The organism is Candidatus Omnitrophota bacterium, assembly GCA_028707125.1.
Lineage (GTDB): Bacteria > Omnitrophota > Gorgyraeia > Gygaellales > JAQTUX01 > JAQTUX01.
The window spans coordinates 1093350-1107514 of record JAQTUX010000001.1; the positions used below are offsets into that span (position 1 = coordinate 1093350).

The window sequence follows — 14165 nt, forward strand, 5'->3', positions numbered from 1 at the left end:
TTAATTCTTAATAGAATCGACCCGTATCTTTCCTGACATCAGCCTTGGCAAAAGGGAATCGCGAACTTCAGTTAACCTGCGATTTTCCTCTTCATTTTTGCGAATCATTGCTTCAATAGAATTAATAACTATGTCAAACTGTTGCATAATAGCATCGGCTGGAATTACCACGTCGATCTTATGAAATTCTTTCTTATTTAAGCATCCAAAAACCGTTCCTTCCGAGTTAAACCGGTCCCATAAATCCTTTCTCGTAACAAGAAAATAGAAAAGAAACCCGTTTGAATAATTTTTCATTCTTAGAGCCGCAACTCCACGTCCAATTGCGCACTTTCCCAATGTAATATTAAGAGCTCCGACAGGAGCGCGCACACTTATAAGAATGTCTTTGGCTTCTGCTATTCTTGTTGGAGCGGTACAATAAACCCTTGGCGTAGGGAAGCGAAAGCCAAAATCTCTGTTTCCCTGATAGAAAACCGCACCTTCTCCAGATTCATTATAAGTTTCACCTGGCGGCGATTGCCCCATGACAATATCGCAAATATCAATCAACTTTCCCTTAAGCCATCCTTGCGGTAAACCATCAACAAATTTAGCCTTTTCGTATCCCGGAAACTCGAAATCCACAAACCACCGCTTGAAAATCGCCTGGGCGATGGATCCAAGGGTTTTATTCATCCGGCGGTTAAGCTCGATTTTTGCGTCAAGGTCGGAGAGGATTTTAGTAATAGCCCTCCGCTCCTCATCATTTTTTACCCATGGGAATTTTATCTTATTTAAGTTTTCTTGACTCAATTTAGGCTGAACAGCACCAGTAATAAACGCATTAATAGTAGTATTTTTTAATTGGTAATAAAGAAACAAGGTATTGCCATAGGAATCGCTTTGCAGAACATGAGCATGATTACTCACCCAAAACTTCCCGCGTGGCAATTGAAGCATTGGCTTAAAACCGTCGCAGGTAACTGTTCCGTCTTCGGCAATAAGAAGATAATCTCCATCGTATTTATAGTCATTAACATAATCTATTATTCCAGCAGCACCATAATAAGGATACTGCCCCTTACTTTTTGACCTTTCAGCAGAGCTTAATGGTTTTCTTTTATTGTCAAAATTAGAAGCGACATCAGGGATTGTAACCATTTCCCAATCTTCAGGAATCATCCCGATTTCAGTCTCTTTGAGTTTTGTTTTTTGTTTCATCTGTTATTTTCTAAAAATATGTCCATTAGTTCTTTTAAGGTTTTATATCCATACTCCACAGCAAACCGATCCCTTTCACGCTCTGGGTCTTTTGTACCGTGAAATAAATTATTTCTGATACTGCACCAAAATTCAACCATGTTCCCCCAATCACTGAGCGAATGAATAACCCCCTTTATTTCTTGTCGCTCTTCCGGAGACATCTCATCAAGGTTATTTTTTGAGCAATTCCACCACTTTATTTCTTCTACAGAATTGAGGTCCCGAGAAGCATTGCCGAGCCTCAGTTTATCTAGTTCTTGCTTAATATGCTCCCAATCCTTTCTCAGAAACTTTCTTGATTTTATGCGTTCTAAATATTTCTTTCTTATATCTTTAGCTTGCTTAAGCTTTTGAATAGCTTGCCTGTCTGAATCATTGCTTAAATATTTTTGAGTCTTCAAATATGCAATAAATGCTAGATATTCAAATACAAATTTAGAAAAATAGTCTTCTTCACTTGCTTTCGCATGCCAATTCTTTATTAATTGCTCATAGCTCATATCCCAAACCTTCCAAGTTTTTCTTTATTTCTTGCTCAAGCTCTTTTGATTTCTTGAATTGAAAATAAAGCTCAGATGTAAGCCTTTGCATTTTCTTTTCAAAAAGCTCATCATCCTCTTCAACCTCTTCGGTTCCGACATATCTGCCCGGAGTCAAAATATGCCCGTGTTTCTGTATCTCATCGAGCTTAACTGCCTTGCAGAATCCTCTAACATCTTTATATTTCCCGCCTTCGCCTCTCCAAGCGTGATAGGTTAAGGCAATCTTTTTTATTTCCTCATCGGTTAATTCACGATGGCGCCTGTCAATCATCGCCCCCATATTCCTGGCATCAATAAAGAGAATTTCTCCGCGCCTGTCTCTAAACTTATGGTTCTTCTTATCGCGGGAGACAAACCAGAGGCATACGGGAATCATGGTGTTATAAAAAAGCTGCGAAGGTAACGATATCATGCAGTCCACAAGGTTTGCCTCTATGATATTCTTTCGGATTTCGCCTTCACCAGAGGTATTAGAAGACATAGAGCCATTGGCTAAAACAAACCCTGCTGTGCCGCTTGGAGAAAGATGATGAATGAAATGCTGCACCCAGGCAAAGTTGGCATTCCCTGCAGGAGGCACTCCATATTTCCAGCGCGCATCTTCTCGCAGAAGCTCGCCTTTCCAATCGCTGTCATTGAAAGGCGGATTGGCGATAACAAAGTCGGCCTTCAGGTCCTTGTGGGCGTCATTCAAAAAGCTGCCTTCATTATTCCAGGTAATATGCGCATCTATGCCGCGGATGGCAAGGTTCATCTTACATAGACGCCAGGTTGTCTGGTTGGATTCCTGTCCGTAGACCGCGATATCTCCGATGCGTCCGCCGTGCGCCTGCACAAACTTCTCGCTCTGAACAAACATACCGCCTGAGCCGCAGCAGGGATCAAATACCCTGCCTTTATACGGCTCGAGCATTTCAACCAACAGCTTAACAATGCAGCGCGCAGTATAAAATTGGCCGCCCTTCTTACCTTCGGCATCGGCAAATTGGCCGAGAAAATACTCATATACACGGCCTAAAATGTCCTTACTGCGGCCCTCTTTATCGCCAAGCACTATGGTCCCTATCAAATCAATTAGTTCGCCAAGGCGCTGCTTATCAAGGGATGACCGGGCATAATTCTTAGGAAGCACTCCTCTAAGAGAAGAATTCCCTTTCTCAACCGCATCCATAGCATCATCAATAATCTTGCCTATGGTTGGCTGTTTGGCATTCTTCTGCAGATAATCCCAGCGCGCCTTTTTAGGAACATAAAAGACATTCTCGGCCCTGTATTCATCGGGATCATTCAATGTTTCATACCGCGCCTGCGGCTCGGCAAGATAATATTCGCCCTTACTATCAGACAGTTCTTTCTCTAAATCATTGTAATGTTCCTCAAAGGCATCAGAGATGTATTTCAAGAAAATAAGCCCCAGGACAACATGCTTATACTCGGCAGCGTCCATATTATTACGGAGCTTATCCGCGGCCTGCCACAGCTTTGCCTCAAAGCCAAGATTGGCTCCGTTGTCTTTCTTCTTTTTAACCATTATCGCTTCCTCCCTATGACCGCCAAACTTAAAAGCCGGGACATCTCCTCCCCGGCATAAGCGTTTTATAAGTGTCTGGGCGTCATCTTCATCTCTGCCATATAGTTACATATTATAGCACCCCTATATTTGTGAGCAATTATTTTCTTATGAGGGGGAGCATCCTGTAAACATTGGCTTTCCTGTCGGAATAATCAGGGGGTGTTGGCTTGTCTCTGGTGATTTCAATGAGCCCGTTTGACTCTAATTCCAAGAGACCTAATGAGATAGTCGTATCGCTTATGCCGTAGAGCTTGGACATATCTTCCTGGCTGCGGAACCAGAAAGGGTATTTTGTAGAGCGGGATGCTTCATACAGGCAAACAAGATACATATACTTTGCCCGCATAGAGAGTTTGTCGGAGTATCCCTGATGCCAATATTCAAAGGGAATTGTTATTGGGGCGGAGAGCGCGGCGGTATCGGACTTTAGTGTGACTTTGCCTTTCCTGTAGTCTATAAGGCCGCAGCGCCTGAGGCGTTTCAGTAAACGGTGCACCCTCTCATAGAAGTAGTGGTGTTCATTGCGATAGGTGCCCGGTTTCTTTGGAGCTTGGTATTTCATATCTTTGGCTATAGAGTCGTAATCAAGGTCAAAGGATGACTGGTCTCTCTCTTGCCGGAGTTTATGTAACAGTAGATAAATGTCAAATTGTCTGTCTGCCTGGGCTTTAATGAGACGGCGGCCTAACTTAGGGGAAAGAAGAAAACTGCTTGAAACAGCTACGCCTTCTGCGGAAGGCAGGAATAGATCTTTATCCTGAAGAGGGATATCGTTAATCTGCTCCTTCAAGGCAATGGCGTCTTCGGGAGAGTCCTTAAAATAGGTGGCCTCATAGTTATCTTCAATGGCCGCCTTTGACCAGTTGGCGCTGCCTACGAATACATATCTGTCATCAATAACGGCTGCCTTTGTATGCAAAAGATGCTCAGGCGTATCAAAGTATACGGCTATGTTGTTTTCCTTTAGCTTTTCATAGGCAAGGCGGTTCTCCTTTAGCTTTGAGTCCTCCAAGATGACCTTTATCGCTACTTTACGCTGTTTCGCGGCTATGAGATCATTAAGCAGCTCGTTAACCGGGTTGGCCTGGTCATCAGGGCCTATTATGATAAAGTAGATCGCTATGGTAATTGAGGTCTTGGACTCGGATAGGTATTTATGCAGGTATTGGTGGTAGGAGCTGCCGAAAAGGATTTCCGCAGAGCTGATCTGGCCGCAAAATACAAAATAAGCCAATGCAGCCAGAGATATATAGTTGACTCTTAGCTTATTTATGTTTCTCACCTTGGCTTGATTATACTATAAAAACTCCGGAAAGAGCAAAAAATTATAATGGCCTTTTAATTAGCGAAAAATTGAGTATAATATAGATATGTACTGCGATTTCTTCAATCTAAAGGAAAGGCCATTTAACGTTACCGCTGACCCCTCCTTCTTTTTCTCTGCCAGGCACCACAAGGAGGCCCTGGCGCATTTGATCTACGGCATAAAGGAAAGAAAGGGGGTGATACTTATCACAGGCGAGGTGGGCACGGGAAAGACCACCCTTTGCAGGGCGCTGTTAAACATCCTGGATGACAATACCAAGACGGCGTTCGTGATCAATCCGTCATTCTCCGGGAACGAACTGCTCAAGGCAATAACCGGCGATTTCGGCATACCTGTCACAAAAAATACAAATCTATCCTATATCTGGGCGCTGAATAAATTCCTTATAAATGAATCCGGCAAAGGTAAAAACGTCGTGCTGGTAATAGACGAGTCGCAAAACTTAAACCCTGAAGACCTGGAATTGGTACGCCTGCTCTCCAATCTTGAGACAGAGAAGGACAAGCTGCTGCAGATCATACTGATCGGGCAGCCGGAGTTGAACGCGCTGCTTGACCTGCATGTCCTGCGGCAGCTGAAACAGAGGATAGCGGTGCATTACCACCTGAACCCCATGGATAAAGAAGAGACAAGGCAATACATACTTCACAGGGTAAAGGTCGCCTCCAGGGAAAAATGCGTTCTGGCGTTTGATGACGGCGCCGTAGAGATGATCTACGAATTCTCGCGGGGCGTGCCTCGCTTGATCAATATTGCCTGCGACAGGGCGCTGTTGGCGGCATTTAACCGCAGCAACCCGAGGATCCACCCGGACCTGACAAAAGAAGCGATAAAAGAACTGCAGTTTATACCATGAGTATAATATACGAAGCGTTAAAAAAGACCCAGGCGCAAACACACTTCATCCCCAAACCAGCCGTAAGGCGCCGCCGCCTCCCTGCCGCCGCGGTATTAATATTGCCTGTCGCCGCTATTGTTGCCGCGGGAATATTCCTGAAGATCAAGCGTCAGCCGCGTAACGATGAAATGATCTTAGCGCGCACAGAACAGGCGCAGAGCATCGAAGAGGCGCCGGCCGCTGAACAGGCAGATGCCGGCCCCGCAATATCAGGCCAGCGTGAGCAGGACCCTGCCTCCCTGCCGCCGCCCGCGCCGGAATTCAATCTCAGCGGGATCCTTTATTCCGAAGACGAAAAATGGGCGATCGTTAACGGTTTGACCTTGCACGAAGAAGACACTGTAGAGGGACGAAAGATACTGGAGATCCACCCTGATGAAGTGGTGCTGGAATACGGCGGGGAAATAACTATAGTAAAATATAATAAGTAGCGGGGCCGGATCTACTTCCGCAGCGCTTTCAATGAATCCCGTATAACACGTTCAGGGATGTTTTCGCGCACTAACGCCTTCCCGATACCCTTTATCAAAACGAACCTGTTGACCTTGCCTGAGAATTTTTTATCGTGCGCCTGCGCCCGCATGATCGGCTCTACGCCTATACCCGTGATCCTGGACGGCAGCCCCATAGCTTTTATAAGGCCGGCTATTCTTTTGTGGTCCTGGCTGCTGAGCAGGCCCAATCGCCTGCTGATATCAGCTTCGGCAGCCATGCCCAACGCGAGCGCCTCGCCGTGCCCGTATAAGCTGTATCTGCCTGCCTGTTCGATCGCGTGGGCCACGGTGTGACCGAAATTCAATATCGTGCGCAGGCCCTTCTTCTCCCTCTCATCCCTGGAAACTATCCCCGCCTTAAGCGCGGCGCATCTTCTGACAACCGGCTCCATTATGTTCCGGTCGCAGGAAAGCAGCTTCACATATTCTTTTTCAATGAGCCGGAATAAATCCTTGTCCATTATAAGGCCGTATTTAACCGCCTCTGAAAGCCCCGCGCGTATCTGCCTGGCCGGTAATTCCCGCAATAACGCAATATCGCTGATCACGGCTATGGGCTGATAAAACGCGCCGCAAAGATTCTTGCCTGAAACAAGGTCAATTCCGGTCTTGCCGCCAATACTGGAATCAACCTGCGAAAGCAGGGTCGTAGGGACCTGGACATAAGGGATACCTCTCTTATACACGGCCGCGACGAAACCGGTCAGGTCGCCTATTACTCCCCCTCCCAGCGCCACAAGGAATATCCGCCTATGCACATCCATACGGGCGATCTTTTCGACCAGGGCCCAGGCACACTTTATGGACTTCGCGGTTTCTGAATCAGGGACTTCAATGATCTTTACCGATATACCGGAAGATCCCAGGGAGCCGCGGATACCGGAAGAGAATCTGTTTTTTAGAAAACGGTTGGTTACGATCAAGGCGTCCGTGCCGGGATCCAGGCGGCGCAATATACCGCCCGCCCTGGCGATCACGCCGCTGCCGATGTGTATATCGTAGGAACGCTCGCCCAGGTCAACTTTAATATTCTTCATATGCCGAATATCCTTATTATGGCATTGACCGCCGGCAGCAGTATCCTGCCGAACAGCCCGGCAAACAGCAGAAACAACAGGACAAACATACCTATCGGTTCCAGCGCCGCGTAAGCCATAGAGATCCTGGAAGGCAAGATACCCATTAAGACCCTGGATCCGTCAAGAGGAGGTATAGGTATAAGATTGAATACGGCAAGCAGAAGGTTAATGTACACTGCCAGCCTCAAAAAATATAGCGCCTTTAAACTCAAAACAGGGGTAAATCTTATAACTAAAGCAAGCAATAAGGCGATCATAAAGTTTACGGCGCATCCGGAAAGCCCTACCCAGATCATATCCCTCTTGGGGTTATGGAGATTCCTGAAATTAACCGGCACGGGTTTTGCCCAGCCAAAAATAAACCTGGAACCGCTTAGAATAAGCAAGGCGGGGAATACTATCGTCCCGAAGATATCTATATGGACCAAAGGATTGAGAGTAAGGCGCCCTGCCATTAGAGCGGTGTGGTCGCCGAGCTTAAGCGCGACAAAACCATGGCTGACCTCGTGGAACACCACGGCAAAGTAGAATATGACCACCATTAATACTGTCGCGCTTAGATCTTGGGCTATCATTCGTAGGTTTTAGGCGGGAACTTTAAATCTGTGAAATCATTACTTTCCGGATGGAGCCGCGCCTTTAGATGGAGCCGCGCCCTTAGGCGCTGCTTCCCTGGTTCCGCCCGCGGGAGCGCCGCCTGCTGCCGCGGCCTCGGCAGTGGGTTCCTTAACCGCCTTTTCCTTCTTGATCTTGATCCTTACGGTCTTTATCTTGGGCAAGCCGAAGACAGACTCACCCTCGCTCCATTTGCCTTTCTCTAATAACGATTTTAACTTTTCCGTTCTCTTTAAAACCGACTTCTGTTTTTTGTGTTTAATGGATGAACCAAGCGACGGGTGTATCGACATCATAACCTCCTGACAAAACTGTCACTATATTGTTTTTCCTTCTTAAGCTCCTTCAGTGAAACCTGCGCCTTGTCTTTTGAAGGAAAATTGCCGATGCATAAAACCACATATTTGCCCTTAGGCATAACTATCGTCTTGTAGCCCTTTTTCTCAAACCTCTGCGCTGCTGATTTCGCGTGCTCTTGTTTAGTATAAGAGGCGATCTGTATCGTATAGTATTCGCTTGCTCCGGGGGCGCTGCCCTGTATCCGCGCGCTCCCCCCCTTCGCCAGCAGGACTTCCCCGCCTGACTTCTCAGCAGGCCTCTGGATCTCTGCCCCTTTCTGAACTGCCTTAGGCGCGGCGATCGCCTTCATCCGGGTATTGCCTGCCCCGGCGATTCCGCCGGAACCTGCCAGGCGCCTGCCTCTTTCAAAACCAAAAGAAAAGAACACGACGCCGCATACTATAAAACATATAAGCAGCATTATCTGCTTCTCATGCCGCTTGATGCTAATTTTGAACGACCGCTTGCAGGCGCCGCCCCTTGGCGCCGGGCCGTGCTCTCCCTCAGAAAAAAGCTCTAATTGTGTGGATGTATGCCTGAAATCCATATTATTTCATTATAACTTTTGAGCGTTCCCTCTTCAAGTATTTTTTTATCCTGAAACTCTTCAATACCTTCAGAAATGCATCTACTACCTTGGGATCGAACTGCGAGCCGCTCTGCCTCTTTATCTCATTTACCGCCTGAATGACATTCATCCTCTCTTTATAGGGGCGGCCGAAAACCATGGCCTCAAAGGCGTCGGCAACCGACATTATCCTCGCGCCCAGAGGGATCCTGCCTTTCTTAAGCCCGGAAGGATAACCCTGTCCGTCATATTTTTCGTGATGATGCAGTATTATGGGTATGACGGGCTTAAGGATCTGAAGGGGCTTGAACATCTTCGCGCCCGCGACAGGATGGCCTTTGATCAATCCGAACTCTTTCTTTGTAAGCGGTGTCGGCTTCATAAGTATTTCACTGGGGATATCTATCTTGCCGACATCATGAAGCATGCTCGCGTACTTCAGGATACGTATGTCGCTTTCGTTCAACCGCATCTGATGCGCGATATCCCCCACCAGCTTGCTGAAGTAAGGCGTATGCGTGTATTCACGGGGGACCTTCGCGTCAAGGAGCTTCACCATGGATTTTATGCTGCCGAGTATCAACTTCTGCTGCTCTTCATAAAGCTGGATATTCTTTATGCCCATTGATACCTGCGTAACCAGCATAGAAAGTATATCCTGATCAACGGAATCAAACGGCTGCTGATGCCTGCCGCGCTTTAATATGACAATGCCGATTATGTCTTCAGACATAAGAGGCGCGGCCATAACACAGCCCTTATTAACAGGGGTGGCCGTCTTCGCGATCTCCTTCTCCAGATAATTAGACAACCTGCCCCTGCGCTCAACAATGATCCTCTTATTTATACGGTAGGCGCATTTAAGATCGGCATATTGCTTCGTATTGTCAAGCAGGATCACGGTGCACTGCGCCGCCTCCATAACCTGGCAAAGAAGTTTTGAAAGGCGGAGCAAAAGGCCTTTGATATCAAAACTGGAATTTATCAGGCGGTAAAGCGAATGCTGCGAAGAGATCGCCCGTTTATACTTTTTCGTGAGGGTCAAATAGTTTCTTGTGCTCATCCAGCGCGCACCTGTCGGTCATCGCGGCTATATAGTCGCAAATCATCCTTCTGGTGTCCTCCTGCGAGCCCCTTGGTTGGTCCAGGGCGGGTGCTGATCCTGTCGAAGCAGGGCCCTTCCTGCTTACAGGAAGCTGCTCCGGGCTCTCCAGGTATAAATTAAACAATTCCGTGATAAACCTCTTTGCCTTATGAGACATCCTTAACACTCTATAATGGCGGTAAAGATCCCTGATCAGAAGGCGGCGTAACTCTAATCTGCGTTCCTTTATATCATCGCTGAAGACGATAATCTTTTCCTTAAGGCCCTTCGCGTCATCCGGAGAAGAAGGCGCGAATTCTTTTAGTTTCTTCCGCGAATTATTGATGAGGTCGGTCACCTGGATGTCTATAAGCGACCTTATCATCAGGTACTTCCTCATCTGCGGATCCAGCTTCCGGTGTTTCGCCCAGGTCCCCTCGAATACATCACGCCAGAGAGAAACCTTCTTAAGTTCGCTCTCCTGGATAAGCCCTGAGGTAATACCGTCATCTAAATCATGATTATCATACGCTATTTCATCCGCGATGTCAACGACTTGTGTTTCCAGCGCGGGCAGTTTATCCGGCTCAAATGTCTCGTTTCCGGCTATGGTATCATAAGCCGACATATGCTTTGCTATGCCTTCCCTGACTTCCCAGGTCAAGTTCAATCCGGGAAAATCAGGATATTTTTCCTCCAATAGATCCACGACCCTTAAGCTCTGCGCGTTGTGGTTGAACCCGCCGTAATCCCGCATCAGATCATTAAGCGCCTCCTCGCCCGCGTGCCCGAAAGGCGTATGGCCCAGATCATGGGCGAGCGAAATGGCCTCTACCAGATCTACGTTCAGCCTCAACGCCCAGGCGATCGTCCTGGCTATCTGAGAGACCTCCAATGTATGCGTAAGGCGGGTCCGGTAATAATCGCCTTCGTGATTGACAAATACCTGCGTCTTGTATTCCAGGCGCCTGAAAGCAGCCGAATGTATTACCCTGTCCCTGTCTCTCTGGTAACAACCGCGGTAGGTATGCTCTTTTTCCTTATGCTGCCTGCCGCGCGTCCGGCTGCTTTTCTGGGCGTAAGGCGCGAGAAACCTGCTTTCAAACTCTTCTATGTAATTGCTTTTCCGCATGCCTCAAGATATTATACAGCTCTTCCAGCGACTGTGATATTACTTTGGTGCCGGCTATAACCGGCATAAAATTCGTGTCTTCAGCCCAGCGCGGCACGATGTGTATATGCAGGTGCCCGGGGAAGCCCGCGCCGCTTACCTTTCCCAGATTCATGCCTACATTGTATCCCTGCGGCTTAAGCACCTTATCCAGGAGAAGCTTAGACCTGTTCAACAGCCCGATAAGGTCTGCTATCTCTTCCTTACTAAGCCCTGACAGCTCTGCCACATGCCTGCGCGGCACTACCATAAGATGGCCATTGTTATAGGGAAATATATTCAACAGGGCCAGGGAATTCCTGCTTCGCAAGACCACAAAATGCTTCTTATCGGATCTTGTGCCGGCCGCGCCACAGAATATACATTTGCGTTTATTCCCGCCTTGCCTGAGATATTTCATGCGCCACGGCGCCCATAACTTGTCCATCATGTACCTCTTAGTTAAATCGGATTTATCAATTAATACGGATTATTTTACCTTTTATACCCTTGTCTACCTCCAATATGCCGTAAGAGTTATACGGCGCGAATATTTTATCGCAAAGCGAGCCGGGATTAAAATAAAGCACCCCGCCTATTTCTTTGTTGAACGGCTTATGTGTGTGGCCGAACACGATCGCGTCAAGCCGTTCGCCTTCAAATATCTTATTAACCATGTCTATGATATCATCGGGATGCCCGCAGCCGTGAGTAAGCCCTATCTTAAAACCGCCGGCCTCCAGTATCTGCTTAACAGGAAGGGCGTTCTTTGCCTTCGCGGAATCCATATTCCCCCTTACCGCCTTCACTTCTACGCCGGGCAATCTTTCCCTGAAGATATCAAGGACCGCGATGTCTGTTAAGTCCCCGCAGTGCAATACAAGGTCGGCCGACTTAAGGCCGCTGAATACCGCGTCGGGCAGCCGGCTGCAGGTTTCAGGATAATGCGTGTCGGAAACAACCCCTATCTTCATTTAATGATGCGGGGTTTCCCGTAGAAATCCATCAGCAGGTTCAGATTGTCCAGATTCCAGGTCATTATCTTCTCCTCTTTGGCAAGGAGCCGGGCATTAGCGTCTATATCTTCGGATACGATTATAAACTTTTTCCGCGCCTTTGAACGGAACTTCTTGCAGCCGCCGGCAAATTCCATTATGTCTTCATAGGTAAGGCACGCGCCGTCCTGACCGTTAAAGGCGGCGACCCATACAATATCGGAGGACCTGCCGAGGATGCCGTCCCTCACGCGGCTGCCGCTGAATTTAAGCGGTTTTATCTCGCGAAAATGGCTTAATTTCAGCCGTTTTCGCTCTATCACCACCGACTCATCATTAAAATTATAGAAAAGCTCGGTCATCCTTTCCAGGATATCTTTATTGTTATTCTCAATAAAACTCTTTACCTCATCCGTTATCCTTGCCTTAAGCCTCGTGATAAACTCTTCACCCATCAGGGGGTTTCCCGACGCGTAGTCGGAATAAACGAATTTAAACCACAGATTATATAGCCGGTCATTAAATGTATAGAAATCCCCGCTTCTCGTCAGGACATCTCCCGCGATCAAGGCGTCCAGTTCATCTACTATCTTATTTTTTTGCCGGCGGAGGTTCAGCCGTATGTCCTTTATTCTGTTGCAGCCGTCGGTAATGAAGGCGAGTATCTTAAGGCGGTCCCGGGATGAGGCGGTATCGGCCAACTGCCGCGTCCTGAAAAGGAAATTTTTGTTCAGCACGCTCCACCTGTCGGAAAGAGAGCGGACAATACCCTCCACAAATACCTCTGAATCAATGATGTTCTTCTCGTGGCCGCGCGCGCAGGATGTCATTGACTCGCATATCGTCTTTAAATAAAACGGGTGCCCCCCTGTAAAATATATAAGGAACTTCCTGAAGTTATGGTCTATGAAAAAGGGCGCGAAATGCCTGTTTATCATTTCATTGCTGCAGCGGGCGTCAAAGGGCGCCAATTCGATGATCTCAAAATTGCCGAACAAAAGCGAAAGGTCTTCCTGCAGTATCTTCTGCGCCTTTTTCCCGCGGGAACTTATGAGGATATACATAATGTTTTTCTGCACGCATATCGCCTTTCCCCATTCCCTGTAAAGGTTCTTGACCTTAAAATTCTCTATATTCTGGAATTCGTCAAATACGACAACGCAGGATTTTGACGTCTCTTTATAGAAAACATCCAGGATAGATAGCATCTCAAAAAACACCCCGGACGCCCTGCTGCCTGCCTTAGCGACCTCTGCCAGGACGGCGATCCTGCCTGCCGTATCCGGAATGAATCTCCTGGAGGCGTTGACCAGAAAGCCGTAATCGTTCTGCAGGGATATGCCGCTATTCTGCAGGAAACTGTAGAGCATCGCGCAGAAAAAACGCTTCAGAAATGACTGAAGGTCCTCATCCGGCTTTACCTCAAGATATACCGGCACTACCGCGTTATCCTGGAACCTGCCGAAGAAGTCCAAAACCGCGCTGCTTTTACCAACGAGCTCGCTTCCCAGAACGGCTATATTCTGCCTGTAACCCTCCCTGAACCCCTGCAGGCGTTTGCCGAGGATATCTTTGATCTCCTGCCTTCCTATAAACTCACCTGTTTTCATGGCAAATAGTAAAGAGGATCTTTGGGTATATGGCCTTTGCGCACCTCAAAATGGAGAAGGGCGTGAGCGCCGCCTGATGCATTGATCAGACCGATCGTATCTCCCGACGCGACCCTGTCTCCTGCCCCGGCATTTATCCGCGAAAGCCCGGCATATACCGTTTCAAAACCGTCTCCGTGGTCAATTATCAGGGAATTACCCCATCCGTGAAGGTCTCTTCCCACGAATGTCACAACCCCGCCCCTGGAAGCAGATACATTTGAAGCCGAATTTACCTGAATGTCAATTCCTTTATTATTTACCCTGTTTCTTAGATTCCCGAAAGCGGATACTATGCTGCCCCTTACCGGCCAGGCAAAATCCCGGGAGGCGGCGGATGAACGCTCAATATTGTCAAATTCCTTTATTTCGGGTATCAATAACCTACGCCCGGTTTCTACCTGGCGCGGATTGGTAATACCGTTTGCCTCAACCAGCGCGTCAACAGACACGCTATGCATCCTGGCTATCCTCCAGAGGGTCTCGCCGCGCCGGACATTGTGATACTTGCCCGCGCTCACCGTAGGAGTAACCGGCTGCCTCATCGCGCATCCGCTTAACAAAAATAATATAGAGGCAATAGCAACTATTTCTCTCATAGAACTTT

The 14165-nt window shown here is 47.7% G+C and carries 16 protein-coding genes; 2 read left to right on the forward strand and 14 right to left on the reverse strand.

From position 1 onward, the window contains the following. The 4 genes from PHR44_05495 to PHR44_05510 form a co-directional block, all read right to left on the reverse strand. Positions 1–1203 (reverse strand): restriction endonuclease subunit S, encoded by a 1203-nt coding sequence (locus PHR44_05495; GenBank protein ID MDD4910115.1) that lies wholly within the window; start codon positions 1201–1203, stop codon positions 1–3. Next, entirely contained in the window at positions 1200–1745 is a 546-nt protein-coding gene (locus tag PHR44_05500) for a hypothetical protein (protein ID MDD4910116.1), read from the reverse strand. Before PHR44_05500 ends, PHR44_05495 begins: the two co-directional genes overlap by 4 nt. After that, a complete protein-coding gene (locus PHR44_05505) occupies positions 1735–3318 on the reverse strand; it encodes a class I SAM-dependent DNA methyltransferase (protein MDD4910117.1) in 1584 nt (527 codons plus the stop codon). Before PHR44_05505 ends, PHR44_05500 begins: the two co-directional genes overlap by 11 nt. A 139-nt stretch (positions 3319–3457) precedes the next feature. Then, a complete protein-coding gene (locus tag PHR44_05510; protein MDD4910118.1) occupies positions 3458–4642 on the reverse strand; it encodes a phospholipase D-like domain-containing protein in 1185 nt (394 codons plus the stop codon). A gap of 88 nt (positions 4643–4730) precedes the next feature. Between PHR44_05510 and PHR44_05515 the strand changes: the two genes are divergently transcribed. Continuing rightward, positions 4731–5543 (forward strand): AAA family ATPase, encoded by an 813-nt coding sequence (locus PHR44_05515; GenBank protein MDD4910119.1) that lies wholly within the window; start codon positions 4731–4733, stop codon positions 5541–5543. Next, on the forward strand, positions 5540–6016 hold the full coding sequence (locus tag PHR44_05520) for a general secretion pathway protein GspB (GenBank protein ID MDD4910120.1): 477 nt from the start codon (positions 5540–5542) through the stop codon (positions 6014–6016). The genes PHR44_05515 and PHR44_05520 overlap by 4 nt, the downstream gene beginning before the upstream one ends. 11 nt (positions 6017–6027) lie before the next feature. On the opposite strand, the gene aroB is transcribed toward PHR44_05520, so the two are convergent. From aroB to PHR44_05570, 10 genes are read right to left on the reverse strand one after another with little or no spacing between them, the layout of a single operon-like run. Further along, positions 6028–7116, reverse strand: a complete 1089-nt coding sequence (gene aroB, locus PHR44_05525; protein MDD4910121.1) for a 3-dehydroquinate synthase — start codon at positions 7114–7116, stop codon at positions 6028–6030. Beyond that, positions 7113–7733, reverse strand: coding sequence for a site-2 protease family protein (locus PHR44_05530; GenBank protein MDD4910122.1), 621 nt, complete (start codon positions 7731–7733; stop codon positions 7113–7115). Before PHR44_05530 ends, aroB begins: the two co-directional genes overlap by 4 nt. A 39-nt stretch (positions 7734–7772) precedes the next feature. Then, on the reverse strand, positions 7773–8069 hold the full coding sequence (locus PHR44_05535) for a small basic protein (protein MDD4910123.1): 297 nt from the start codon (positions 8067–8069) through the stop codon (positions 7773–7775). Continuing rightward, positions 8066–8659: an SPOR domain-containing protein gene (locus PHR44_05540; GenBank protein ID MDD4910124.1), complete on the reverse strand. Its 594-nt coding sequence runs from the start codon at positions 8657–8659 to the stop codon at positions 8066–8068. The genes PHR44_05535 and PHR44_05540 overlap by 4 nt, the downstream gene beginning before the upstream one ends. 1 nt (position 8660) lies before the next feature. After that, complete coding sequence (locus PHR44_05545; protein ID MDD4910125.1) at positions 8661–9743, reverse strand: HD domain-containing protein; 1083 nt, start codon at positions 9741–9743, stop codon at positions 8661–8663. Beyond that, on the reverse strand, positions 9703–10896 hold the full coding sequence (locus tag PHR44_05550) for a deoxyguanosinetriphosphate triphosphohydrolase (protein ID MDD4910126.1): 1194 nt from the start codon (positions 10894–10896) through the stop codon (positions 9703–9705). Before PHR44_05550 ends, PHR44_05545 begins: the two co-directional genes overlap by 41 nt. Beyond that, positions 10865–11362 carry an HIT domain-containing protein gene (locus tag PHR44_05555; GenBank protein MDD4910127.1) on the reverse strand — a complete coding sequence of 166 codons (498 nt, stop codon included), beginning with the start codon at positions 11360–11362 and terminating at the stop codon, positions 10865–10867. Before PHR44_05555 ends, PHR44_05550 begins: the two co-directional genes overlap by 32 nt. Positions 11363–11390: 28 nt before the next feature. After that, positions 11391–11888: a metallophosphoesterase family protein gene (locus PHR44_05560; GenBank protein ID MDD4910128.1), complete on the reverse strand. Its 498-nt coding sequence runs from the start codon at positions 11886–11888 to the stop codon at positions 11391–11393. Beyond that, positions 11885–13519 (reverse strand): hypothetical protein, encoded by a 1635-nt coding sequence (locus PHR44_05565; GenBank protein ID MDD4910129.1) that lies wholly within the window; start codon positions 13517–13519, stop codon positions 11885–11887. Before PHR44_05565 ends, PHR44_05560 begins: the two co-directional genes overlap by 4 nt. Next, the gene (locus tag PHR44_05570) at positions 13516–14157 is read right to left on the reverse strand and encodes a LysM peptidoglycan-binding domain-containing M23 family metallopeptidase (protein ID MDD4910130.1); all 642 of its coding nucleotides are present in this window, start codon (positions 14155–14157) and stop codon (positions 13516–13518) included. The genes PHR44_05565 and PHR44_05570 overlap by 4 nt, the downstream gene beginning before the upstream one ends. Positions 14158–14165 lie beyond the last annotated feature (8 nt).

Coding starts and splice junctions, on each gene's coding strand:
- PHR44_05505 (MDD4910117.1), bottom strand. CDS start 3,318: ATGGTTAAAAAGAAGAAAGACAACGGAGCCAATCTTGGCTTTGAGGCA.
- aroB (MDD4910121.1), bottom strand. CDS start 7,116: ATGAAGAATATTAAAGTTGACCTGGGCGAGCGTTCCTACGATATACAC.
- PHR44_05570 (MDD4910130.1), bottom strand. CDS start 14,157: ATGAGAGAAATAGTTGCTATTGCCTCTATATTATTTTTGTTAAGCGGA.
- PHR44_05540 (MDD4910124.1), bottom strand. CDS start 8,659: ATGGATTTCAGGCATACATCCACACAATTAGAGCTTTTTTCTGAGGGA.
- PHR44_05515 (MDD4910119.1), top strand. CDS start 4,731: ATGTACTGCGATTTCTTCAATCTAAAGGAAAGGCCATTTAACGTTACC.
- PHR44_05500 (MDD4910116.1), bottom strand. CDS start 1,745: ATGAGCTATGAGCAATTAATAAAGAATTGGCATGCGAAAGCAAGTGAA.
- PHR44_05495 (MDD4910115.1), bottom strand. CDS start 1,203: ATGAAACAAAAAACAAAACTCAAAGAGACTGAAATCGGGATGATTCCT.
- PHR44_05545 (MDD4910125.1), bottom strand. CDS start 9,743: ATGAGCACAAGAAACTATTTGACCCTCACGAAAAAGTATAAACGGGCG.
- PHR44_05550 (MDD4910126.1), bottom strand. CDS start 10,896: ATGCGGAAAAGCAATTACATAGAAGAGTTTGAAAGCAGGTTTCTCGCG.
- PHR44_05530 (MDD4910122.1), bottom strand. CDS start 7,733: ATGATAGCCCAAGATCTAAGCGCGACAGTATTAATGGTGGTCATATTC.
- PHR44_05555 (MDD4910127.1), bottom strand. CDS start 11,362: ATGGACAAGTTATGGGCGCCGTGGCGCATGAAATATCTCAGGCAAGGC.
- PHR44_05560 (MDD4910128.1), bottom strand. CDS start 11,888: ATGAAGATAGGGGTTGTTTCCGACACGCATTATCCTGAAACCTGCAGC.
- PHR44_05565 (MDD4910129.1), bottom strand. CDS start 13,519: ATGAAAACAGGTGAGTTTATAGGAAGGCAGGAGATCAAAGATATCCTC.
- PHR44_05520 (MDD4910120.1), top strand. CDS start 5,540: ATGAGTATAATATACGAAGCGTTAAAAAAGACCCAGGCGCAAACACAC.
- PHR44_05535 (MDD4910123.1), bottom strand. CDS start 8,069: ATGATGTCGATACACCCGTCGCTTGGTTCATCCATTAAACACAAAAAA.